The 20,496-nt window shown below is 70.1% G+C and carries 20 protein-coding genes and 2 pseudogenes; 14 read left to right on the top strand and 8 right to left on the bottom strand.

Going from position 1 to position 20,496, the window contains the following annotated elements; translation table 11 throughout:
* Positions 1-367, bottom strand: a pseudogene (locus tag J1C73_RS23825) (beta-N-acetylglucosaminidase); the annotation flags it as partial.
* Positions 368-693: 326 nt separating this feature from the next.
* Between J1C73_RS23825 and J1C73_RS23820 the strand changes: the two are divergent.
* The 5 genes from J1C73_RS23820 to J1C73_RS23800 all read left to right on the top strand — a co-directional run bounded on the left by J1C73_RS23820 (position 694) and on the right by J1C73_RS23800 (position 4,842).
* Positions 694-1,203: a 2-oxo-4-hydroxy-4-carboxy-5-ureidoimidazoline decarboxylase gene (locus tag J1C73_RS23820; protein WP_124284839.1), complete on the top strand. Its 510-nt coding sequence runs from the start codon at positions 694-696 to the stop codon at positions 1,201-1,203.
* Between the two features lie 218 nt (positions 1,204-1,421).
* A complete protein-coding gene (gene sdhC, locus J1C73_RS23815) occupies positions 1,422-1,802 on the top strand; it encodes a succinate dehydrogenase, cytochrome b556 subunit (protein ID WP_123461189.1) in 381 nt (126 codons plus the stop codon).
* Positions 1,803-1,807: 5 nt separating this feature from the next.
* On the top strand, positions 1,808-2,281 hold the full coding sequence (locus J1C73_RS23810; protein WP_207318215.1) for a succinate dehydrogenase hydrophobic membrane anchor subunit: 474 nt from the start codon (positions 1,808-1,810) through the stop codon (positions 2,279-2,281).
* A gap of 30 nt (positions 2,282-2,311) precedes the next feature.
* Positions 2,312-4,066: a succinate dehydrogenase flavoprotein subunit gene (gene sdhA, locus J1C73_RS23805; RefSeq protein ID WP_207318214.1), complete on the top strand. Its 1,755-nt coding sequence runs from the start codon at positions 2,312-2,314 to the stop codon at positions 4,064-4,066.
* Positions 4,066-4,842 carry a succinate dehydrogenase iron-sulfur subunit gene (locus tag J1C73_RS23800; RefSeq protein ID WP_207318213.1) on the top strand — a complete coding sequence of 259 codons (777 nt, stop codon included), beginning with the start codon at positions 4,066-4,068 and terminating at the stop codon, positions 4,840-4,842. Before sdhA ends, J1C73_RS23800 begins: the two co-directional genes overlap by 1 nt.
* Positions 4,843-4,938: 96 nt before the next feature.
* Here J1C73_RS23800 and J1C73_RS23795 read toward each other — a convergent pair whose 3' ends face one another.
* Positions 4,939-5,448: a MarR family winged helix-turn-helix transcriptional regulator gene (locus J1C73_RS23795; RefSeq protein WP_123461185.1), complete on the bottom strand. Its 510-nt coding sequence runs from the start codon at positions 5,446-5,448 to the stop codon at positions 4,939-4,941.
* An 89-nt stretch (positions 5,449-5,537) separates the two neighbouring features.
* On the opposite strand from J1C73_RS23795, the gene J1C73_RS23790 reads away from it, so the two are divergent.
* The 4 genes from J1C73_RS23790 to J1C73_RS23775 all read left to right on the top strand — a co-directional run bounded on the left by J1C73_RS23790 (position 5,538) and on the right by J1C73_RS23775 (position 8,455).
* Positions 5,538-6,764: an MFS transporter gene (locus J1C73_RS23790; RefSeq protein ID WP_207318212.1), complete on the top strand. Its 1,227-nt coding sequence runs from the start codon at positions 5,538-5,540 to the stop codon at positions 6,762-6,764.
* A gap of 67 nt (positions 6,765-6,831) precedes the next feature.
* The gene (locus tag J1C73_RS23785) at positions 6,832-7,263 is read left to right on the top strand and encodes a hypothetical protein (RefSeq protein WP_207318211.1); all 432 of its coding nucleotides are present in this window, start codon (positions 6,832-6,834) and stop codon (positions 7,261-7,263) included.
* A gap of 9 nt (positions 7,264-7,272) precedes the next feature.
* Entirely contained in the window at positions 7,273-7,713 is a 441-nt protein-coding gene (locus tag J1C73_RS23780) for a thiol-disulfide oxidoreductase DCC family protein (protein WP_123461182.1), read from the top strand.
* 19 nt (positions 7,714-7,732) lie between these two features.
* Entirely contained in the window at positions 7,733-8,455 is a 723-nt protein-coding gene (locus tag J1C73_RS23775; RefSeq protein ID WP_207318210.1) for a TetR/AcrR family transcriptional regulator, read from the top strand.
* A gap of 100 nt (positions 8,456-8,555) precedes the next feature.
* Here the strand turns inward: J1C73_RS23775 and J1C73_RS23770 are convergent, their stop codons facing one another.
* From J1C73_RS23770 to J1C73_RS35165, 3 genes are all read right to left on the bottom strand, one after another.
* Complete coding sequence (locus J1C73_RS23770) at positions 8,556-10,109, bottom strand: ABC transporter substrate-binding protein (RefSeq protein WP_207318216.1); 1,554 nt, start codon at positions 10,107-10,109, stop codon at positions 8,556-8,558.
* A 228-nt stretch (positions 10,110-10,337) separates the two neighbouring features.
* Positions 10,338-11,699: a metallophosphoesterase gene (locus tag J1C73_RS23765; protein ID WP_207318209.1), complete on the bottom strand. Its 1,362-nt coding sequence runs from the start codon at positions 11,697-11,699 to the stop codon at positions 10,338-10,340.
* A 62-nt stretch (positions 11,700-11,761) separates the two neighbouring features.
* Entirely contained in the window at positions 11,762-12,007 is a 246-nt protein-coding gene (locus J1C73_RS35165; RefSeq protein WP_241200109.1) for an SCO4848 family membrane protein, read from the bottom strand.
* A 121-nt stretch (positions 12,008-12,128) separates the two neighbouring features.
* Here J1C73_RS35165 and J1C73_RS23760 point away from each other — a divergent pair, with 121 nt between their 5' ends.
* On the top strand, positions 12,129-13,391 hold the full coding sequence (locus J1C73_RS23760; RefSeq protein ID WP_372446728.1) for a D-alanyl-D-alanine carboxypeptidase family protein: 1,263 nt from the start codon (positions 12,129-12,131) through the stop codon (positions 13,389-13,391).
* Here J1C73_RS23760 and J1C73_RS23755 read toward each other — a convergent pair.
* The gene (locus J1C73_RS23755) at positions 13,339-14,367 is read right to left on the bottom strand and encodes a YihY/virulence factor BrkB family protein (protein ID WP_207318207.1); all 1,029 of its coding nucleotides are present in this window, start codon (positions 14,365-14,367) and stop codon (positions 13,339-13,341) included. The genes J1C73_RS23760 and J1C73_RS23755 overlap by 53 nt on opposite strands.
* Before the next feature lie 140 nt (positions 14,368-14,507).
* Here J1C73_RS23755 and dprE1 point away from each other — a divergent pair, with 140 nt between their 5' ends.
* Entirely contained in the window at positions 14,508-15,869 is a 1,362-nt protein-coding gene (dprE1, locus tag J1C73_RS23750; RefSeq protein WP_207318206.1) for an FAD-binding oxidoreductase, read from the top strand.
* A gap of 88 nt (positions 15,870-15,957) precedes the next feature.
* On the top strand, positions 15,958-16,782 hold the full coding sequence (gene dprE2 / locus J1C73_RS23745) for a decaprenylphospho-beta-D-erythro-pentofuranosid-2-ulose 2-reductase (protein ID WP_207318205.1): 825 nt from the start codon (positions 15,958-15,960) through the stop codon (positions 16,780-16,782).
* Between the two features lie 63 nt (positions 16,783-16,845).
* On the opposite strand, the gene J1C73_RS23740 is transcribed toward dprE2, so the two are convergent.
* Together J1C73_RS23740 and trpS are read right to left on the bottom strand one after the other, a co-directional pair.
* Positions 16,846-17,436: a 2'-5' RNA ligase family protein gene (locus J1C73_RS23740; RefSeq protein WP_207318204.1), complete on the bottom strand. Its 591-nt coding sequence runs from the start codon at positions 17,434-17,436 to the stop codon at positions 16,846-16,848.
* Positions 17,437-17,542: 106 nt separating this feature from the next.
* Positions 17,543-18,556, bottom strand: coding sequence for a tryptophan--tRNA ligase (gene trpS, locus J1C73_RS23735; protein ID WP_207318203.1), 1,014 nt, complete (start codon positions 18,554-18,556; stop codon positions 17,543-17,545).
* A 335-nt stretch (positions 18,557-18,891) separates the two neighbouring features.
* Between trpS and rocD the strand changes: the two genes are divergently transcribed.
* Both rocD and J1C73_RS23725 read left to right on the top strand, forming a co-directional pair.
* The gene (rocD, locus tag J1C73_RS23730) at positions 18,892-20,097 is read left to right on the top strand and encodes an ornithine--oxo-acid transaminase (protein WP_207318202.1); all 1,206 of its coding nucleotides are present in this window, start codon (positions 18,892-18,894) and stop codon (positions 20,095-20,097) included.
* Between the two features lie 120 nt (positions 20,098-20,217).
* Positions 20,218-20,496 (top strand): annotated as a pseudogene (locus J1C73_RS23725) (hypothetical protein); the annotation flags it as partial.

Genomic DNA, 20,496 nt, shown 5'->3' with positions numbered 1-20,496 from the left:
CGCCGGCCCGGGCCGGCGTCTCACCCCGGTAGCCGATCTTCAGCTCGCCCGCGAGCAGCCGCCCCTCGTCGTCGAGCCCCTTGCTGCCGTCGGCGATCACCACCGCGCTGCCCTTGCCCGGCCGCCAGCCGGGACCGTGGGCGGGGATGTGTTCGCGTACGGCGGGGATGGTGCGGGGCGTCCTCGACAGCGGATAGCTCCGGGTCGGGGAGGGCGTGGGGGCGGCGGACGAGGCCCGGGGCGAGGCCGTGGCCCCGGCCTCGCGCGCGGTGTCGGAGCTGTCGGGCCACAGGACGACGGTGAGCGTCACCGCGGCCGCCGCGGTGACGGCCGCTCCGGCCGTGAGGGCGCCGCGTGAGGGCGACATCGGTAAGAAACCTCCGGTTTTCAGTGGAAAAGGGGGCAGAAGTGAGGAGATAGCCGGGCATTCTCCTCGCTGTTTCGTCCATCAGTCATCCCGAAACTCTCCCGTCCGGGTGAAATTCGCGCATTCGTCGGACGGCCGTTGCCCGGCCTCGCTAGCTTTGAGGCACATTCGTCTCTCCCTTCACTCTGCATCCACCTGGTCTCTTCGATCCCTCTCCACTCCAGGTTCACAGATGCCGCTGATTCGAGGAGCCCACGCTGTCCAGGTCCAGCGAGTCCCACGCCGGCCTCCCTGAGCAACCGCACCGGCCCGCCGGACGGACCGCCGTGCCTCTCCAGGGCTGCGGACCCGTACCCGGCCGGACCGTTCCGCACGGCTTCGGCCTGCGCCGTTTCAACGCCGCGGCCGCCGCCGACGTCGAGGCGGCCCTGCTGGACTGCTTCGGCAGCCGCCGCTGGGCCCAGCGGCTGGCCGCCCACCGCCCCTACCCGGACCTCGACGCGCTGCTCGCCGCCGCCGAGGAGGCAGGCTACGACCTCTCCCTCACCGACCGCGCCGAGGCGCTCGCCGCCGAGGTCTCCCCGGCGCTGCCGCCCGACGCGGCACCCTCCGCCCACCTCGCGCTGGCCGCCGCGCACGCCGCGTACGAGAGCCGCTTCGGCCATGTCTTCGTCATCTGCCTCGACGGTGTCCGGCCCGCCGAGCACCCCGACCACGTCCTGGCGGGCATCCGGGCCCGGCTGGGCCACGACCCCGACCAGGAGCGGGTGGTGACGGCGGACGAGATGCGGCGAATCGCCCGGGGCCGCATCATCGGGCTGGTATCGAGTCAGTAACGGCTTGCCGCGGGCCAGGGACGGCCCGGCCCGGGAACAGGCCCCGGGCTAGCCCGTCCGTGCCTGTTTGATTGCCACTTTGATCACACCAGAGGCCCCGGCGCGAACGAACCGACAAACCGTCGCTACGATGGCCGGGGCCGGTGGACCGTACCTGGCCGGGTCAGACCGACAGTCAAGCCGGCCGACCCCAATCCCCGCTCCCGGAGGGTTCTTCCGTGCCGGCTGGAACGCTGTACCGCGGCCGGGAAGGCATGTGGTCCTGGGTGGCTCATCGAGTCACCGGTGTCCTCATTTTCTTCTTCCTGTTCGTACACGTCCTGGACACCGCTCTCGTCCGTGTCTCCCCCGAGGCCTACGACGACGTCGTGGCCACATACAAGACATGGCCTGTCGCGTTCCTTGAATACGGCCTCGTGGCCGCGATTCTCTTCCACGCGCTGAACGGTCTCCGCATCATCGCCGTGGACTTCTGGGCCAAGGGCCCGCGCCTCCAGAAGCAGATGCTCTGGACCGTGCTGGGCATCTGGATCGTGCTCATGGTCGGGGCCCTGTACCCCGTCCTCGGCCACGCCGTCCGTTCCATCTTCGGGAGCTGAGGCCCATGTCCACCGAGACTTCCGCGATCGGCGCAGTCGAAGGCGTCAGCCTGTACGACGTCGACAACCCGGCCCCCGTGATCGAGCCCCCGCGTACGCGGACCGGCAAGACGCCCAAGGGCTCGCGCACCAACTTCGAGATGTACGCCTGGCTCTTCATGCGCCTGTCGGGTGTCGTCCTGGTCGTCCTGGTCGTCGGCCACCTGCTGATCCAGCTGGTGCTGGACGGCGGCGTCTCGAAGGTCGGCTTCGCCTTCGTGGCGGGCCGCTGGGCCTCGCCGTTCTGGCAGATGTGGGACCTGGCGATGCTGTGGCTCGCCATGCTGCACGGCGCCAACGGCCTCCGTACGGTCATCAACGACTACGCCGAACGGGACAACACCCGCTTCTGGCTGAAGATGCTGCTGTACACCGCCACGGTGTTCACCGTCCTGCTGGGCACGCTGGTGATCTTCACCTTCGACCCGAACATCCGCTAGGCGCCGGGCCCGAAGGACCAGAGGTAAACCATGCAGATCCACATGTACGACACCGTCATCGTCGGCGCCGGCGGCGCCGGCATGCGCGCGGCCATCGAGTCGACCAAGCGCAGCCGCACCGCCGTGCTGACCAAGCTCTACCCCACCCGCTCCCACACGGGCGCCGCGCAGGGCGGTATGGCCGCCGCGCTCGCCAACGTGGAGGAGGACAACTGGGAGTGGCACACCTTCGACACGATCAAGGGCGGCGACTACCTGGTCGACCAGGACGCCGCCGAGATCCTGGCGAAGGAGGCCATCGACGCCGTTCTCGACCTGGAGAAGATGGGCCTGCCGTTCGGCCGGACGCCCGAGGGCAAGATCGACCAGCGCCGCTTCGGCGGTCACTCCCGCAACCACGGTGAGGCCCCGGTCCGTCGCGCCTGCTACTCGGGCGACCGCACCGGCCACATGATCCTCCAGACGCTGTACCAGAACTGCGTCAAGGAGGGCGTGGAATTCTTCAACGAGTTCTACGTCCTGGACCAGCTGGTCGTCGAGGAGGACGGCGTCAAGAAGTCCGCCGGCGTCGTCGCCTACGAGCTGGCCACCGGCGAGATCCACGTCTTCCGGGCGAAGTCGGTCATCTATGCCTCGGGCGGCACCGGCAAGTTCTTCAAGGTGACGTCGAACGCGCACACCCTGACCGGTGACGGCCAGGCCGCCTGCTACCGCCGGGGTCTGCCGCTGGAGGACATGGAGTTCTTCCAGTTCCACCCGACCGGCATCTGGCGCATGGGCATCCTGCTGACGGAGGGCGCCCGCGGTGAGGGCGGCATCCTCCGCAACAAGGACGGCGAGCGCTTCATGGAGAAGTACGCGCCCGTCATGAAGGACCTCGCGTCCCGTGACGTCGTGTCCCGCTCCATCTACACGGAGATCCGTGAGGGCCGCGGCTGCGGTCCCGAGGGCGACCACGTCTACCTGGACCTGACGCACCTGCCGCCGGAGCAGCTGGACGCCAAGCTCCCGGACATCACGGAGTTCGCGCGTACGTACCTCGGCATCGAGCCCTACACGGACCCGATCCCGATCCAGCCGACCGCGCACTACGCCATGGGCGGCATCCCGACCAACGTCCAGGGCGAGGTGCTGGCCGACAACACCACCGTCGTCCCGGGCCTGTACGCCGCGGGCGAGGTCGCCTGTGTCTCCGTGCACGGCGCCAACCGCCTCGGCACCAACTCGCTGCTCGACATCAACGTCTTCGGGCGCCGGTCGGGCATCGCCGCCGCCGAGTACTCCGCGAAGAACGACTACGTCGAGCTTCCCGAGAACCCGGCGCAGCAGGTCGTCGACCAGGTCGAGCGGCTGCGCAACTCCACCGGCACCGAGCGGGTCTCGGCGATCCGTCTGGAGCTGCAGGAGTGCATGGACGCCAACGTGATGGTGTTCCGCACCGAGCAGACCATCAAGACCGCGGTCGACAAGATCGCGGAGCTGCGTGTGCGCTACCTCAACGTGTCCATCCAGGACAAGGGCAAGCGGTTCAACACGGATCTGCTCGAAGCGGTCGAGCTGGGCAACCTGCTCGACCTCGCCGAGGTCATGGCGACCTCCGCGCTGGCCCGCAAGGAGTCCCGCGGCGGTCACTACCGCGAGGACTACCCGAACCGCGACGACGTCAACTTCATGCGCCACACCATGGCGTACCGCGAGGTCGCCGACGACGGCACCGAGTCGATCCGGCTGGACTACAAGCCGGTCGTCCAGACCCGCTACCAGCCGATGGAGCGTAAGTACTGATGGCTACCCCCACCCTGGACAAGGCCGACAAGGCTCCCGAGCCCGAGGCCGGTTTCGCCGACTCGCCGTACATCACGGCGACCTTCCGGATCCGGCGGTTCAACCCGGAGGTCTCCGACGAGTCCCAGTGGCAGGACTTCCAGATCGAGATCGACCCGAAGGAGCGTGTGCTCGACGCCCTTCACAAGATCAAGTGGGAGACCGACGGCACGCTGACGTTCCGCCGCTCCTGCGCGCACGGCATCTGCGGTTCGGACGCCATGCGGATCAACGGCAAGAACAGGCTCGCCTGCAAGACGCTGATCAAGGACCTGAGCCCGGAGAAGCCGATCACGATCGAGGCCATCAAGGGCCTCACGGTCCTCAAGGACCTCGTGGTCGACATGGACCCGTTCTTCCAGGCCTACCGCGACGTCATGCCCTTCCTCATCACCAAGGGGAACGAGCCGACCCGCGAGCGTCTGCAGTCCCCCGAGGACCGCGAGCGCTTCGACGACACCACCAAGTGCATCCTGTGCGCCGCGTGCACGTCCTCGTGCCCGGTGTTCTGGAACGACGGGCAGTACTTCGGCCCGGCGGCGATCGTCAACGCGCACCGCTTCATCTTCGACTCGCGCGACGAGGGCGGCGAGCAGCGCCTGGAGATCCTCAACGACCGTGACGGGGTGTGGCGTTGCCGCACCACCTTCAACTGCACGGACGCCTGCCCGCGTGGCATCGAGGTCACCAAGGCGATCCAGGAGGTCAAGCGCGCGCTGATCACGCGTCGCTTCTGACCTTCCTGCCGCACCCGTAGCATCCAGGGCCCCGTCCTCCGCACGAACACCGCGGGAGGCGGGGCCTCCTGGCTGCCCGCGCGCAGCCGCGGCCCGTCAGTCCCAGGCCGCGCCGCCCCGGTCCTCGGCGACCACCATGATGCGCCGCAGCATGGAGTTGAGCAGTCTGCGTTCGTCCTTGCCGAGGACGCCGAGCAGCCGCTCCTCCTCGTTGCCGAGGAAGTCCATCGCGCCGAGCCACGTCGAACGGCCCTGGTCGGTCAGCTCCACGTCCACCCGCCGCCGGTCGGTGGTGGAGGGCGTACGGCGGGCGAACCCGCGACGCTCCAGCGCGTCCAGCCGGCCGGTGACGGAGGCGGGCGCGAGGTCGAGGTCGGCGGCGAGGTCGGACGGGGCCGCCTTGCCGCCGCGGCCGGCGAGCTTGTGCAGGGTGTCGAACTCCTGGCGGTCCAGGGCGAAGTCGACCAGGGACTGCTCACGCACCCGGCGCAGATGGACGGAGAGCTTCTTCATCCGGGTCACCGCGCCCTCGACGTCCGGGTCGAGTTCCGGAAGCACCGGCTTCCACCGCTCCACGTGTCCGTCGGTCCAGTCCCGTTGCTCCATGGTCCACAGCCTACGCCGAGACCCCAACTACCCTTCGGTACGCAATATTTCGTTGACGAATAATTCGAAGGCGAAATAGATTCCGCGCCATGCCTCATCCCCTGCGCACCCGCTCCTTCCGCCTGCTCTTCATCGGCCGCAGCCTCTCGATGCTCGGCGACGCGGCGATCCCCGCGGCGCTCACCCTCGCCGTCTACCTGGCCACCGGCTCGACCGGCGCGCTCGCCCTGGTGCTCGCCTGCGCGATGGTACCCAAACTGCTCCTGCTGCCGCTCGGCGGCGTTGTCGGCGACCGTTTCAACGCCCGTACGGTCGCGCTCACCACCGATCTCGTCCGGTGCGTGAGCCAGCTCTTCGTCGGCGCCGAACTCCTCTCCGGCGCACCGGCGCTGTGGCAGATCGCGGTGGCCGAGGCACTCGGCGGCGCCGCCGGGGCCTTCGCGATGCCGACCGTCTCCCCGCTGATCCGCGGCACCGTGGCGGAGTCCGGGCTGCTGCGCGCCAACTCCCTGATGGCGGTGGTCAGCAGCGCGACCCGGATCGGCGGCCCCGCGGTCGCCGGAGCACTGGTCCTCACCGCGGGGCCCGGCTGGGCCTTCGTGCTGGACGGTGCCAGCTTCGCGGTGAGCGCCGCACTGCTGTCCGCGATCGACGTCCGGCACGTCCCCGTCGCCCGCAGCTCCATGCTCAGCGACCTCAAGGAGGGCTGGAGCGAGGTCCGCGGCCGCGACTGGTACTGGACGAGCCTGATCGCCCACTCCGTCTGGAACGGTGCGGCGGCCGTCCTGATGACGCTGGGCCCGGCGCTCTTCCTCAACCACCTGGGCGGCAAGGGCATGTGGCTCGCCTTCCTCCAGACCGGCGCCGTCGGCCTGCTGCTCGGCTCGCTGCTGGCCGGCCGGGCCCGGCCGCGCCGCCCGGTCCTGATCGCCAATCTGGGCCTCGCCCTGTACGCGCTGCCGCTCTGCCTGCTGGCCGCACACGCCCCCGCCGTCGTCGCCATCGCCGCGTACGGGATCTCCCAGGCCGGACTCGGCTACCTCAACCCGGTCTGGCAGACCGCCGTCCAGTCCGCCGTACCCGCCCGCGCACTGGCCCGGGTGACCTCGTACGACTGGCTGCTCTCCCTCGGCGCGATGCCGCTGGGCTACGCCCTCGCCCCACTGGCGGCTTCGGCCTGGGGCACCGAGGTCCCCCTTGCCGCAGCTGGGTTGGCGGTCGGTGCGGCCTGCCTGGCCACCGCCGCCGTACCGGGCGTACGGCGCTTCGCGGCGCCCGCCGACCAGGTGACGCGGACCACCGAAGCCCCGGCTTGAACATGTTCAAAGTCAGGTCTACAGTCCATGACAACAGCATTTGAACGCGTTCAAAGGAGGGTGAGGCATGGACCTCACTGTTGTCGCGTACGTCGTCTATCTGCTCATCAGCGTGGCGCTCACCATCTGGGTGGCCCGCACGCTCAGCCGCAACGGCAGGGTCTTCCTCGCCGATGTGCTGCACGGGAACGAGAAGCTCGCCGACGCCGTCAACCACCTGTTGGTGGTCGGCTTCTACCTGGTCAACCTGGGATTCGTGACGCTCTATCTGAAGAACTCCGACACGGTCGCCGACGCCCGCGGGCTCTTCGACGCACTCTCGGTGAAGGTCGGTGTCGTCCTGCTCGTCCTCGGGGTCATGCATCTGGGCAACGTCTATGTGCTGAACAAGATCCGCCGCCGGGGCCTGATGGATCGTGAGCAGACCCCGCCCGTACCGCCGCAGGGCTGGACGGCTCCGGGCACCGGACCGTGGACCGCGCCCACCGCCAAGGCGTGAGGGCCGGCCATGGCGGCCCGGACCGGTGGGCGACGGCTGTCCGTCGAACGGCTCACCGTGCTCTACGACGCGCAGTGCTCGCTCTGCGTCCATCTGCGGCAGTGGCTGATGAAGCAGCGCCAGCTGGTCCCGCTCGATCTCGTCCCGGCGGACTCCGCGCAGGCGCACCGCCGCTTCCCCGGTCTCGACCACTCCGGGACCCTGGAGGAGATCACGGTGATCGGTGACGGGGGCCAGATCTACCGCGGCACGTCCGCGTGGATCGTCTGCCTCTGGGCGCTGGCCGAGCACCGGCCCAGGTCCCACTGGCTGACCACCCCGGCCGGCCGCCCGTTCGCCAGGGCGACCGTCCTCGCCGCCGCAAAGTACCGCTCCCTGACAGCAGCGCCCTGCCGGGCGGCCGGGGACGGCGAGTGCGCGGTGCGGGGCCCGGAGCCCGGCACCTCGTGACCCCGGTACCCTCGGGACCGTGGTGAAGGAAGAGAAGGACGTGAAGGAAGCCAAGGCTCCCAAGAGCGAGCAGACCCGCACACTCATCCTCGAAACCGCGCTCCGGCTCTTCCAGGAACGCGGTTACGACAAGACGACGATGCGGGCCATCGCCCAGGAGGCCGGGGTCTCCGTAGGGAACGCGTACTACTACTTCTCGTCCAAGGAACACCTCGTCCAGGGCTTCTACGACCGGATCGCCGCCGAGCACGAGGCGGCGGTCCAGCCGGTTCTGGCCGGCGACAAGGACCTCGCGGTACGCATCCGCGGGGTCCTGCTCAGCTGGCTGGACGTGGCGGAGCCGTACCACCGCTTCGCCGCCCAGTTCTTCAAGAACGCCGCCGATCCGGAGAGCCCGCTCAGCCCCTTCTCGAAGGACTCGGTCGCGGCCCGCGACGCGGCGATCTCCGTCCACAAGCGCTGCCTGGCGGGCGCGGGCACCAAGGTCGACCCGGAGCTGGCCGAGCTGCTGCCGCAGCTGATGTGGCTGAACCAGATGGGCCTGGTGCTGTACTGGGTGTACGACCGGACGGACAACGCCGAACGCAGCCGCCGCCTCGTCGAGCGCACCGCCCCGATCGTCGCGCGGGCCATCGTCCTGTCCCGGTTCCGGGTGCTGCGGCCGCTCGTGCGCCAGGTCCACGAGGTGCTGGAGGAGTTCCTGCCCGGAGCGGCGGGGCGGGCGGCGGGCCGGCCGGGCTGACCCGGAGCCGTGGTGACGGCGTACACCGCGGAGCGGCCGCCCCGTTGACGCCGGGACGGCCGCTCCTCGGTGTACTGCGTCACTGATCCGTGACGGCCGCTCAGATCCAGCCGAGTTCCCACAGCCGCCAGATGCCGGTGCCGTCCGAGAGGTACTGCGAACCGGATACGTCGGGCTTGGCGACGACGTAGTCCTTCTTCTGCCACAGCGGCACGAGCGGCACGTCCTCGCCCACCAGCTTCTGGAGCTCCTTGAAGTCGGCCGAGGTGCGGCTGCGGTCGCTGAACTGCAGCGTGTCGCTGATCAGCGAGTCCATCTTCTTGCTGCTGTAGCCGTTGTGGAGGCTGTTGTCGCGGCCGACGAGCGGCTGGCTGAAGGTGTCGGGGTCCGGGTAGTCGGGGAGCCAGCCGACGGTGTACGCGTCGTACTCGCCGGCCGCGTACCCCTTCTGGAACGCCTTCCACTCCACGGCCTTCACCGTGACCTTGAACAGCCCGTCCTCCTCCAGCTGGCGCCGGATCTCCCCGGTCTCCTTCGTGTACGCGTCGTCGGCGCGGTAGGCGAAGGTGATGTGGAGCGGCAGCTGCACGCCCGCTTCCTGCATCAGCTTCTTGGCGCGCTTGGGGTCGGGCGCGGGGTACTCGTCGAAGAACGGGGTGCTGTGCCCGATGTAGCCCTGTGGGATCAGCGAGTAGAGAGGTTCGACGGTGCCCTTGTAGACGTCGGTCACCAGCGGCGCGCGGTCGATGATCGACGCGATGGCCTGCCGGACCCGCTTGTCGGCGAGCGGGGACCCCTCGCGGACGTTGAAGACGAGGTTGCGGATCTCGGCACTGTCCGCCTCGGTGATGCGCTGGTCGGCGTCGCCCGGGTTCAGCTCGGCGAGCGTGGACGGCGGGAGCTGACGGTGCGTGACATCGACCCGCCCCGACTTCAAGGCCGCCAAGAGGTCGTCCGACTGCTTGTAGTAGCGCACGGTGACCGGCCCGCCGGTCTTCTTCAGCGCACCCTTGTACTTGGTGTTCGGCACCAGTTCGGCGCTGACGCCCGGCTGGTACGACTTGAGCACGTACGGCCCCGAGCCCGTCACGGAGTCACCCGAGCGGAGTTTACCGTCCGGGTAGTCGTCGCGGTCGACGATCGAACCGGCCCCGGTGGCGAGCTTCTGCGGGAAGGTCGCGTCGCGCGAGGAGAGGTTGAACGTGATCAGTTGGCCCTCGGTGACCACGTTCTTGAGGCTGGGGAACAGCACCGAAGGACCGACGTCCGTCTTGATCCTGCGCATGCGCTCGAAGGAGTACTTGACGTCCTCGGCGGTCATCTTCCGGCCGTTGGAGAACGTCAGGTCGTCCCGGAGCTTGCACTGGTACGTCTGGAGCTTCCCGCCGATGAAGCCGCAGCTCTCGGCCGCGTCCGGTTCGGGGACGATCGCCCCGGACTTGAACGTCATCAGGGACTGGTAGACGTTGCTGTACATCGCCCAGGAGCCGGCGTCGTAGGCTCCGGCCGGGTCGAGCGAGGTCACCTCGTCGGTCGTGCCGACGGTGACCGGGTCTTCCTTCGCTCCGTCCGAGGGAAGCAACTGCCAGGCGCCGACGCCTGCGATGACCAAAACCGCGAGAATCGCGAGAATCCGTAGTCGGATCGACCGCATTGCCGTGCTCTCCCTTAACAGCCCCACCTCGGCGTCGCGCTCAGATACGCAGATCACCGCACGTTCGCGCTCAGCCAATCACACGATTTTCACATCTGGAAGAGGAAATCAGAGACACATAGCCTTTTGTTCGTTACTTGAAACCTTGGGCGGATAGGCCGAATACAGAGGGTTGATATCCGGTCACCGAATTCACCTGTGCCGGGCCCGAGAGGCCCTGCGGGACACCTACGCCTGCCTGGAGGCGAGTTCGACGACGGTGATGTCCGAGGGGGCACCGACCCGCACCGGCGGGCCCCAGGCGCCCGCGCCGCGCGTGACGTACAGCTGGGTGTCGCCGTAGCGTTCGAGCCCGGCGACCGTGGGGTTGGACAGTTCCGCGATGTAGTTGCCCGGCCAGAGCTGGCCGCCGTGGGTGTGGCCGGAGAGCTGCAGGTCCACGCCGTGCGCGACGGCCTCATCGATGACGACGGGCTGATGGGCCATGAGGACGGCGGCCCGGGACCGGTCCCGGTCGCCCAGGGCCCGATCGAAGTCCGGGCCCTGCCCTTCGCTCTCGCCCCCGATGTCATTGACCCCGGCCAGGTCGAAGCCGTCGATCTCCACCCGGGCATTCTCCAGCGGGTGCATCCCCAATTCCCGTACATGATCCACCCATTGGGCCGCGCCGGAGTAGTACTCGTGGTTGCCGGTGACAAAGAACGCGCCGTGCCGGGAGCTCAGTCGCGCGAGCGGTTCGGCGGCCGGCCCGAGATCGGCGACCGATCCGTCCACCAGGTCCCCGACGACCGCGATCAGGTCGGGCTGGGTCCGGTTGACCGTGTCGACGATCCGCTGGGTGTGCGCCCGGCCCAGGATCGGGCCGAGGTGGATATCGCTGACGACGGCGATCCGGAAGCCGTGCGCGGAGCGGGGCAGCCGGGCCAGCGGGACGGTGACGCGCTTGACCCGCGGGCCGCGCAGCACCCCGTAGGTGCCGTAGCCGACCGTGCCGAGCCCGGCGACGGCCGCGGCGCCCCCGACGGCCCGCGCGACGAACAGCCGGCGCGAAGGGGTGTCGTCGGCGGGAGCGGGGGCCGGTGGCGCGGCGGGCGGAGCGGCCGTTCCGGTCTCTGCGACGGACGCGGCGGACGCGGCGGACGCGGCGGACGCGGCGGACGCGGCGGTCAACGCTCCGGGCACCGGCGCGGAGGCACGGGTGTCCGTTTCGGCGGGCTCGGCCTGCGGTGTCGGCACCGGCACCGCTGCGGCCTCCGCCTCCGTCCCCGCCGTCGCCCGGCGCGCGAGCAGCCGGCGGAGCAGCGGCCGTACCGCCTCACCGGCCAGCAGCGCCAGCGTCAGGTACAGCAGGGCGGCCAGCCACAGATAGCCCGGCCAGGCCAGCACCTGCTGGAGCCAGAAGGGTGCCCCCGTACGGCCGGAGACCAGCGCGCCGACGCTCAACAGCGGCAGGACGTACGCCGCCACCGTGCCCGCCCGGCGCAGCGGGCTGCCCGCCGCCGTCGTGTCACCGACGAAGCGGCGCCACACGTAGCGGTGCACGGCGACGAGCAGCGCGAGGATGACGATCGCCACCAGAGCGAATCCCATGACTGCCACGTGCTCTGCCCCGCCCTGTTTGTCCGTATCCGGTCCGTACGAGGTGCCGAGTCCTACGCGGTCCGGTCGCGCAACGCCCTGACGCCACGGAACCCGATCACGCCAACCGCCGTCCCCAGAAGAAAGGACGTGATGGCGAGCAGCAGATGCACCCAGAAGTACGCAGTAGGGTCACCCGCGTCGTCGAAGGCGAGACCGCTGCCGTCCTTCCACAGGTTCTTGACGAAAGTGATCCAGATGAACCAGCTCCACACCCCGAAGGCGAGCAGGAACCAGGAGACGGGGCGGCTGAGCTTCATGGGCTCAGTATCTCCGCCTCGCTCGGGCCGGCTCGCCCGGGGTGGGCTGTCCTGGCGGTACACACGGCGGGTCATACCGTCGGTGTCCATTTCCGCATCACCTGCATGTACGTTTTCGACCGTGCCAGCTCTCAAGAAGACCGCTTTGGTGGTCACCTCTGCCGCTCTGCTGTCCGTTTTTGTCGTCAGCCCTGCTTCGGCGGTCGCCAAGGACGCCGACGACAACGCGCCGAAGCCGCCCGCCGGAATGTCGAAGGTCGGGGGCGACCAGCTCGGCCGGACCGGCACCCAGGTCAATCTCGGCCCCGGCGCCCCGGTCCTGCCCAAGGACCTGACCGGCAGATCGTGGATGGTCTCGGACGCCGAGAGCGGTGAGGTGCTCGCCTCGCACAATCCGCACTGGCGGCTGCCCCCGGCCTCCACCCTGAAGATGCTCTTCGCGGACACCGTGATGCCGGCGCCGGCCCTTCAGCCGAAGACCCTGGAGTACACGGTGAAGGACGAGGACCTCGCCGACATGGGCGAGGGCAGCAGCCTGGTGGGCGTCAAGGAGAACCTCAGCTACACGGTGCACGACCTGTGGCTCGGCGTCTTCCTGCGTTCGGGCAACGACGCGGTGCACGTGCTGGCTGCGATGTACGGCGGTGTCCCCAAGACGGTCCGCGACATGCAGACACACGCCGAGGAGCTGCAGGCCCTGGACACCACTGTCGTCTCGCCCGACGGCTACGACTCCCCCGAGCAGGTCTCCAGCGCGTACGACCTGACGCTGTTCGCCCGCAGCGGGCTGCAGAACGCGGACTTCCGCGAGTACTGCTCGACCGCCACGGCGCAGTTCCCCGGCGAGAAGAAGAAGGGCGAGAAGCGCGAGAGCTTCGGCATCCAGAACACCAACCGGCTGCTCACCGGGGCCGACGGCGTCACTCCGTACAAGGGCATCGCGGGCGTCAAGAACGGCTACACGACGCACGCGGGCAACACCTTCACCGGTGTCGCCGAGCGCGACGGCAAGGTGCTGCTCGTCACCGTCATGAACCCGTCGTCCGACGAGACGCACGCCGTCTACAAAGAGGCGGCGAGCCTGCTCGACTGGGGCTTCAGCGCCAGCGGCAAGGTCACGCCGGTCGGCGAGCTGGTCCCCCCGAAGTCTGCGGTGACCGGAAACGGCACGGGCAAGGGCGCCGAGGCTGACGGCCCCGCCTCGGCCAAGGGCAAGCACGGCCCGGCGAAGACCGCGAAGGCCGCTGCCTCGGGCGGCACCGGCGGGGCCGGGATCGCGCTGGGCATCGCCGGCGGGGCGCTGGTGCTGCTGGCCGGAGCCGCGTTCCTGGTCAACCGGCGCTGGCCGCTGCCGGACCTGGTGCGCCGCCGCCCTCGCCGCTGACCTGGCCGCCCGGGGCGCTCCTGCCCCGGGCTTCCTCGCCCCGGGCCGCGTCGCCCTGGGCCCTGTCGTCCTGGGCCCTGTCGTCCTGGGCCCTGTCGTCCGCTGCGGGCAGGGGCTCCTCGGCGTCCTTGCTCGGCGTCGCCGTCCAGGCGGCGCAGAACAGCAGCAGCTTCGCGGTGAAGTTGATCCACAGCAGCAGGGCGATCGGCACGCCGAACGCGCCGTACATGCTCTTCGCCGCGACGCCCTGCATATAGCTGCCGAGCAGCAGCTTCAGCAGCTCGAAGCCGACCGCGCCGGTCAGCGCGGCGACCAACAGCCGGCGTCGCGGCGGCTCGACGCCGGGCAGCAGCGTCAGCAGGTAGAGCAGCAGCAGGAAATCGGCGCACACCGCCACCACCAGGGCCGCGATCCGGAGCAGCACACCGCCCGCACCGCCCTGCGGGATGTTGATCAGATCGGCGACCCAGCCGACGGCGACGGAACCGACCGAGGAGATCGCCAGGGTCACCAGGGCCGCACCGCCCAGGCCGAACAGCACCCCGGCGTCCTTGAGTTTGCGAATGACCGGATTGCCCCGGTCCAGATCGTCCATGCCCCACACCGCGCGCAGGCAGTCCCGCATCGAGCCGACCCAGCCGATGCCGGTGAAGAGCAGCAGCGCACCGGCCACCAGCCCGACCGTGCCCGCGTGGGCCACCAGACTGTCGATGCCCAGCTGGTCGGAGATGCCGGGGACCTGCTCGGTGACCTTGTTCTCGATCGTGTCCAGCTGCTTGTCGGAGAGCAGCACCGCGCCGATCGCCGCACCGAGCGCGATCAGCGGGAAGAGCGCCAGGAAGCTGATGAACGTGATCGCCGCGGCGAGCCTGGCCCAGTGGACCCGTTCGAGCGTCTCGTAACTGCGCCAGGCGTGCGTCTCCATCAGCCGGGAGACGAGCGGCCCGATGACAGGGAGTTTTTTCAGCCAGTCCATGACGTACGACTACCCTCCCCGGCACCGAAAACCGGTGCCCGGTGCGGAGCGTAGGAGATGACACCGTCCCAATCACCCATTTCGGTGAGTGTTGTAACAAATCCCTCAAAGGTGTTTTCTCGGGCGATACGGTCACCCTCATGTCTGTCGACACCGTGTCCCTGACCGGCTGGGGCCGTACCGCCCCGACGACCGCGCTGCGCTTTCGCCCCCGTAGTCACGAGGAGGCGGCGGCGACGGTACGCGGCTGCGGGCCCCGTGGCTCGATCGCCCGCGGCCTCGGCCGGGCGCACGGCGACGCGGCGCAGAACGCGGGGGGTTCCGTCCTCGACATGACGGCGCTGAACCGCATCCTCGCCTTCGACGCCGGGACCGGCGTGGTGGTGTGCGAGGCGGGCGTGAGCCTGCACCGGCTGATGGAGGTGCTGCTGCCACTCGGCTGGTTCCTGCCGGTGACGCCCGGCAGCCGGTACATCACGGTGGGCGGCGCCATCGGCTCCGACGTCCACGGCGACAACCACCGCGCCGCGGGCTCCTTCTCCCGCCACGTCACGGAGTTCGAACTGCTCACCGCCGACGGCGATATCCGCACGGTCCGGACCGGCACGCCGCTCTTCGACGCGACCGCGGGCGGCATGGGCCTGACCGGGGTGATCCTCTCGGCCACGCTCCGGCTCCGCCCCGTCGCGACGTCACTGATGTCGGTCGACACCGAACGGGCCGCCGATCTGGACGACCTGATGGCCCGTCTCACCGCGGGCGGCGACCGTGACCGCCACGAGTCCGCCTGGGTCGACCTGACCGCCCGCGGCCGGGCGACGGGCCGGGGCGTCCTGACCAGGGGGGAGCACGCCCCCTTGGACGCACTCCCGGCGCACGCCCGGCGCACACCGCTCTCGTTCCGCCCCGCCCAACTGCCCGCCGCCCACTCGCTCGTACCGGGCCTGGTCCCCGCAGGGCCGGCCGGCCGTACCTCCGCAGCCGTCCTGGCGGAGCTCCGGTACCGCCGGGCACCCAGGTCCCGCACCGGCGAACTGCAGCGGATCCCCGCCTTCTTCCACCCGCTGGACGCCGTGCCGCACTGGAACCGGATTCATGGGCGCGGCGGCTTCGTGCACTACGAGTTCGCCGTCGGCCGCGGACAGGAGGAGACCCTGCACCGGATCGTCCGGCAGATCTCGCAGCGGCGCTGCCCGTCGTTCCTCGCCGTGCTCAGACGGTTCGGCGAGAGCGGTCCCGGCCTGCTGTCGTTCCCGGTGCCCGGCTGGGCCCTCTCCCTCGACCTGCCGGCCGCCCTGCCGGGGCTGGCCCGCTTCCTCGACGGCCTGGACGAGGAGGTGGCGGCCGCGGGCGGCCGGGTAGGCCTGACGAACGACTCCCGGCTGCTCCCTGACGCGCTGGCCGCGATGTACCCGCGACTGGGTGAATTCCGTTCTCTGCGAGCCGAGTTGGACCCGAACGGGGCGTTCAGGTCGGACCTCTCGCGCCGGCTGTCGCTCTGACCGCCGCCCTGGCCGCCGCTCCGGTTGCGGCCCCGGGCGCCGCTCTGTCCTGCTCCCCCGCCCTCCGCCTTTCCTAAGGAGCGTTTCCGTGAAGGATGCCTTCGGTGCCCCGCAGTCCCTGCTCGTTCTCGGCGGTACATCGGAGATCGGGCTCGCCACCGCACGCCGCCTGATCGCCTGCCGTACCCGCACGGTCTGGCTGGCCGGGCGCCCCTCCCCCGCCCTGGAGTCCGCCGCGGCCGAGCTGCGCGGGCGCGGGGCCTATGTCCGTACCGTCGACTTCGACGCCCTGGACACCGAGTCCCACGAGACCACCCTCGGCAAGATCTTCACCGAGGGCGACATCGACATGGTGCTCCTCGCCTTCGGTATCCCCGGCGACCAGGAACGCGACGAGGAGGAACCGCTCTCCGCGGTCCGGGTCGCCCAGACCAACTACACCGGTGCCGTCTCGGCGGGGCTGGTGTGCGCCGGCGCACTCCAGGCACAGGGGCACGGCTCGCTGGTGGTGCTGTCATCGGTGGCAGGGGAGCGCGCCCGGCGTGCGGACTTCATCTACGGGTCGAGCAAGGCGGGCCTGGACGCGTTCGCCCAGGGGCTGGGGGACGCGCTGCACGGTACGGGCGTGCACGTGATGGTCGTACGCCCCGGCCTCGTACGGTCGGCCGGTCCGGACCGGTCCGGTGCTGCGGCCGGCACGGATACGCGGGGTGGTGCGGCGGCCGGGGCGCCGCTCGCGACGGTCCCGTTCACCCGGGCACCTCTGGTGACCACGCCCGACGCCGTCGCGGCCGCGATCGTGACGGGTCTGCGGCGGCGCTCGGAGACGGTGTGGGTGCCGGGGGCGCTGCGGGCCGTGATGTCGGCGCTGCGGCATGTGCCGCGGCCGCTGTTCCGGCGCCTGCCGGTCTGATCCGGCCGGTCGGCCGGGCGGCTCCGGAGCCCGCCGGTTCGGGCCGGCGGGCCAGGGGGCAGGTCAGGGGTGGAGCGAGGGCGCGTCCACGGAGCTGCCGCTCTGCGCGGGGACAGCGGGGGCGCCGCCGCCCGCCGAGAACGGGAACTCGTTGATCTTGCGCCACACGCTGTCCGGGCCCTGCTCGTACAGCGCGAAGGAACCGCAGGTCCAGGCGGCCTCGTAGTCGCCGAGCTCCGCGTACGCCCGGTCCATCGCCTCTTCGGAGATGCCGTGCGCCACGGTGACGTGCGGGTGGTACGGGAACTGGAGCTCGCGCACCAGCGGGCCGGAGGCGTCCCGGACCCGCTTCTGCAGCCAGGAGCACGCCGAGGCGCCCTCGACGAGCTGGACGAAGACGACCGGCGAGAGCGGGCGGAAGGTGCCCGTGCCGGACAGCCGCATCGGGAAGGGGCGGCCACCGGTCGCGATCCCGGCGAGGTGCGCCTCGATCGCGGGCAGGAGGGCCGCCTCCGCCTCGGTCGGCGGAAGGAGGGTGACGTGGGTGGGAATGCCATGTGCGGCAGGGTCCCCGAAGCTCGCGCGCCGCTCCTGGAGCAGGCTGCCATAGGGCTCCGGGACCGCGATCGAAACGCCGAGCGTTACGGTCCCCACATCGTTCTCCTCAATCCTCGATGGTCTGCTTTCAGCCACTGCCGGCCGCAAGCTTCACATCGCCAGTGTGCCGCCTGTGGAGGCGGTACCGCCAGGGTCCTTGGACTCAGTGCTTCGCGGGCAGAAGACCCATTCGGTCATAGGTCCGAGCCAGGGTCTCGGCGGCGACGGCCCGGGCCTTCTCCGCGCCCTTGGCCAGGATGGAGTCCAGCGTCTCGGTGTCGTCGAGATATTCCTGGGTGCGGGTCCGGAACGGTGTGACGAACTCGACCATGACCTCTGCGAGGTCGGTCTTCAACGCACCGTAACCCTTGCCCTCGTACTTCTGTTCCAGATCCGGGACAGAGGTGCCGGTAAGGGTGGAGTAGATGGTCAGCAGATTGCTGACACCCGGCTTCTCGGCCTGGTCGAAGCGGATCACCGTGTCGGTGTCGGTGACCGCGCTCTTCACCTTCTTGGCGGTGGCCTTCGGCTCGTCGAGGAGGTTGATCAGGCCCTTCGGGGTGGCCGCCGACTTGCTCATCTTCGCCGACGGGTCCTGGAGGTCGTAGATCTTCGCCGTCTCCTTGAGGATGTACGGGTCCGGCACGGTGAAGGTGTCGCCGTAGGTGCCGTTGAACCGCTCGGCGAGATTCCGGGTCAGCTCCAGGTGCTGGCGCTGGTCCTCGCCCACCGGAACCTGGTCGGCCTGGTAGAGCAGGATGTCGGCGACCATCAGCATCGGGTAGGTGAAGAGCCCGACGGTGGTGCGGTCGGCACCCTGCTTGGCGGACTTGTCCTTGAACTGCGTCATCCGGGACGCCTCGCCGAAACCGGCCAGGCAGTTCATGACCCAGCCGAGCTGGGCGTGCTCGGGGACATGGCTCTGGACGAAGAGCGTGCAGCGCTCCGGGTCGAGCCCGGCGGCGAGCAGCTGGGCGACGGCGAGCCGGGTGTTGGCGCGCAGTTGCGCGGGGTCCTGCGGGACGGTGATCGCGTGCAGGTCGACGACCATGTAAAAGGCGTCGTGGGACTCCTGCAGGGCCACCCACTGGCGGACCGCGCCGAGGTAGTTGCCGAGGTGGAACGAGCCTGCGGTGGGCTGGATTCCGGAGAGCACACGGGGACGTTCAGAGGCCATAGAAATCATTGTCTCAGGTACGGAACCGATCTCGGGCAGCCGGTGTATGAAAGCTGTGAGGACGCCGTGGCTGTCGCGGACCGCCGCGAATGAGACCAGGAACACAGTCCGCCCGGCCGGTCCGGCCGCGGGCGACGGCCGGGCGCGGGGCGGGACCGCGGGAGGCCGGCCCGCCGCTACCGGACTCGGCGGGCGCAGTCAGCGGCGCCGGGGTGGGCGGCCCCGGCAGAGGAAAACGCGGACCGCGCCGTGAAGCGAAGGTTTCCTCGTGGGTGATCCGACCGACGATACAAAGTGGGCACACCAACCCGAGCCGCACGACGAACGGAGATCCCGTGTCGACCACGGAAAACGCCATCGCCTCCGCCGAGGCGCACAGCGCGCACACCTACCATCCGCTGCCCGTCGTCGTCGCGACGGCGGAAGGTGCCTGGATGACCGATGTCGAGGGGCGGCGCTATCTCGACATGCTCGCCGGCTACTCGGCGCTCAACTTCGGCCACGCCAACCGCCGACTGATCGACGCGGCCAAGGCGCAGCTGGAGCGGGTGACCCTCACCTCGCGGGCCTTCCATCACGACCGGTTCGCCGAATTCTGTACGCAGCTCGCCGACTTGTGCGGCATGGAGATGGTGCTGCCGATGAACACCGGCGCGGAGGCGGTGGAGACCGCGGTGAAGACCGCCCGAAAGTGGGGCTACCGGGTCAAGGGCGTCCCGGACGGCATGGCGAAGATCATCGTCGCTTCGGACAACTTCCACGGCCGGACGACGACGATCATCAGCTTCTCCACGGACCACGAGGCCCGCGCGGACTTCGGCCCGTACACGCCGGGGTTCGAGATCGTGCCGTACGGGGATCTGACCGCGATGCGGGCCGCGATGACGGAGAACACCGTGGCGGTGCTGCTGGAGCCGATCCAGGGCGAGGCCGGGGTCCTGGTGCCGCCGCCCGGCTATCTCCCCGGGGTCCGGGAGCTGACCCGCGAGCGGAACGTGCTGTTCATCGCGGACGAGATCCAGTCGGGTCTCGGCCGGACCGGGAAGACGTTCGCGTGCGAGCACGAGGGCGTCGTGCCGGACATGTACGTGCTCGGCAAGGCGCTGGGCGGCGGCATCGTGCCGGTGTCGGCCGTGGTCTCGTCAGCCGCGGTGCTGGGGGTGTACCGGCCCGGGGAGCACGGTTCGACGTTCGGTGGCAATCCGCTGGCGTGCGCGGTGGCGCTGGAGGTCATCGCGATGCTGCGCACCGGTGAGTTCCAGCAGCGGGCAACGGAGTTGGGCGACCACCTCCATCAGGAGCTGGGCCTGCTGGTGGGCGTGGGCGCGGTGCAGACGGTGCGGGGGCGCGGGCTCTGGGCGGGCGTCGACATCGATCCGGGCCACGGCACGGGCCGGGAGATCTCCGAGAAGCTGATGGACCGCCGGGTGCTGGTGAAGGACACCCATGGTTCGACGATCCGGATCGCCCCGCCGCTGGTGATCAGCAAGGAGGACCTGGACTGGGGCCTGGAGCAACTCCGCGAGGTCCTGCGCGGCTGACCGCCTCTTCCCGCCGCGCCCCGGCCGGCCGGGGCGGCCCCGCCCGCCCGGGTGCGCGGGGCCGCTCGGCCTTGGGGCCACCGTGCCGTCACCAGTAGAGTCCGCGTTGTGCTCTTGGGGATGATCTGCGCGCTCGGTTCCGCGGTCTGCTTCGGTACGGCCTCCGTCCTTCAGGCCGTCGCCGCGCGGGCCGCTGCCGAGCCTGGGTCCGGCGGCGCGGGGGTCGATCCGGCGCTGCTGCTGCGGGCGCTGCGGCAGTGGCGCTACGTCGCCGGGCTCGCCCTGGACGGCCTCGGTTTCGTCCTCCAGATCATCGCCCTGCGCTCCCTGCCCATCTACGCGGTCGGCGCGGCACTCGCGGCGAGCCTGGCCGTCACCGCGGTCGTCGCCGCCCGCCTG

This window comes from Streptomyces laculatispora (assembly GCF_017353455.1).
In the GTDB taxonomy this organism is placed as follows: domain Bacteria; phylum Actinomycetota; class Actinomycetes; order Streptomycetales; family Streptomycetaceae; genus Streptomyces; species Streptomyces laculatispora.
This window is presented reverse-complemented; position numbering and strand designations above follow the sequence as displayed.

Excerpts from the sequence above, each read along its gene's own strand:
- J1C73_RS23810 (WP_207318215.1), top strand. The coding sequence starts at position 1,808 with ATGTCCACCGAGACTTCCGCGATCGGCGCAGTCGAAGGCGTCAGCCTG.
- sdhA (WP_207318214.1), top strand. The coding sequence starts at position 2,312 with ATGCAGATCCACATGTACGACACCGTCATCGTCGGCGCCGGCGGCGCC.
- J1C73_RS23800 (WP_207318213.1), top strand. The coding sequence starts at position 4,066 with ATGGCTACCCCCACCCTGGACAAGGCCGACAAGGCTCCCGAGCCCGAG.
- J1C73_RS23795 (WP_123461185.1), bottom strand. The coding sequence starts at position 5,448 with ATGGAGCAACGGGACTGGACCGACGGACACGTGGAGCGGTGGAAGCCG.
- J1C73_RS23790 (WP_207318212.1), top strand. The coding sequence starts at position 5,538 with ATGCCTCATCCCCTGCGCACCCGCTCCTTCCGCCTGCTCTTCATCGGC.
- J1C73_RS23785 (WP_207318211.1), top strand. The coding sequence starts at position 6,832 with ATGGACCTCACTGTTGTCGCGTACGTCGTCTATCTGCTCATCAGCGTG.
- J1C73_RS23780 (WP_123461182.1), top strand. The coding sequence starts at position 7,273 with ATGGCGGCCCGGACCGGTGGGCGACGGCTGTCCGTCGAACGGCTCACC.
- J1C73_RS23770 (WP_207318216.1), bottom strand. The coding sequence starts at position 10,109 with ATGCGGTCGATCCGACTACGGATTCTCGCGATTCTCGCGGTTTTGGTC.
- J1C73_RS23765 (WP_207318209.1), bottom strand. The coding sequence starts at position 11,699 with ATGGGATTCGCTCTGGTGGCGATCGTCATCCTCGCGCTGCTCGTCGCC.
- J1C73_RS35165 (WP_241200109.1), bottom strand. The coding sequence starts at position 12,007 with ATGAAGCTCAGCCGCCCCGTCTCCTGGTTCCTGCTCGCCTTCGGGGTG.
- J1C73_RS23755 (WP_207318207.1), bottom strand. The coding sequence starts at position 14,367 with ATGGACTGGCTGAAAAAACTCCCTGTCATCGGGCCGCTCGTCTCCCGG.
- dprE1 (WP_207318206.1), top strand. The coding sequence starts at position 14,508 with ATGTCTGTCGACACCGTGTCCCTGACCGGCTGGGGCCGTACCGCCCCG.
- trpS (WP_207318203.1), bottom strand. The coding sequence starts at position 18,556 with ATGGCCTCTGAACGTCCCCGTGTGCTCTCCGGAATCCAGCCCACCGCA.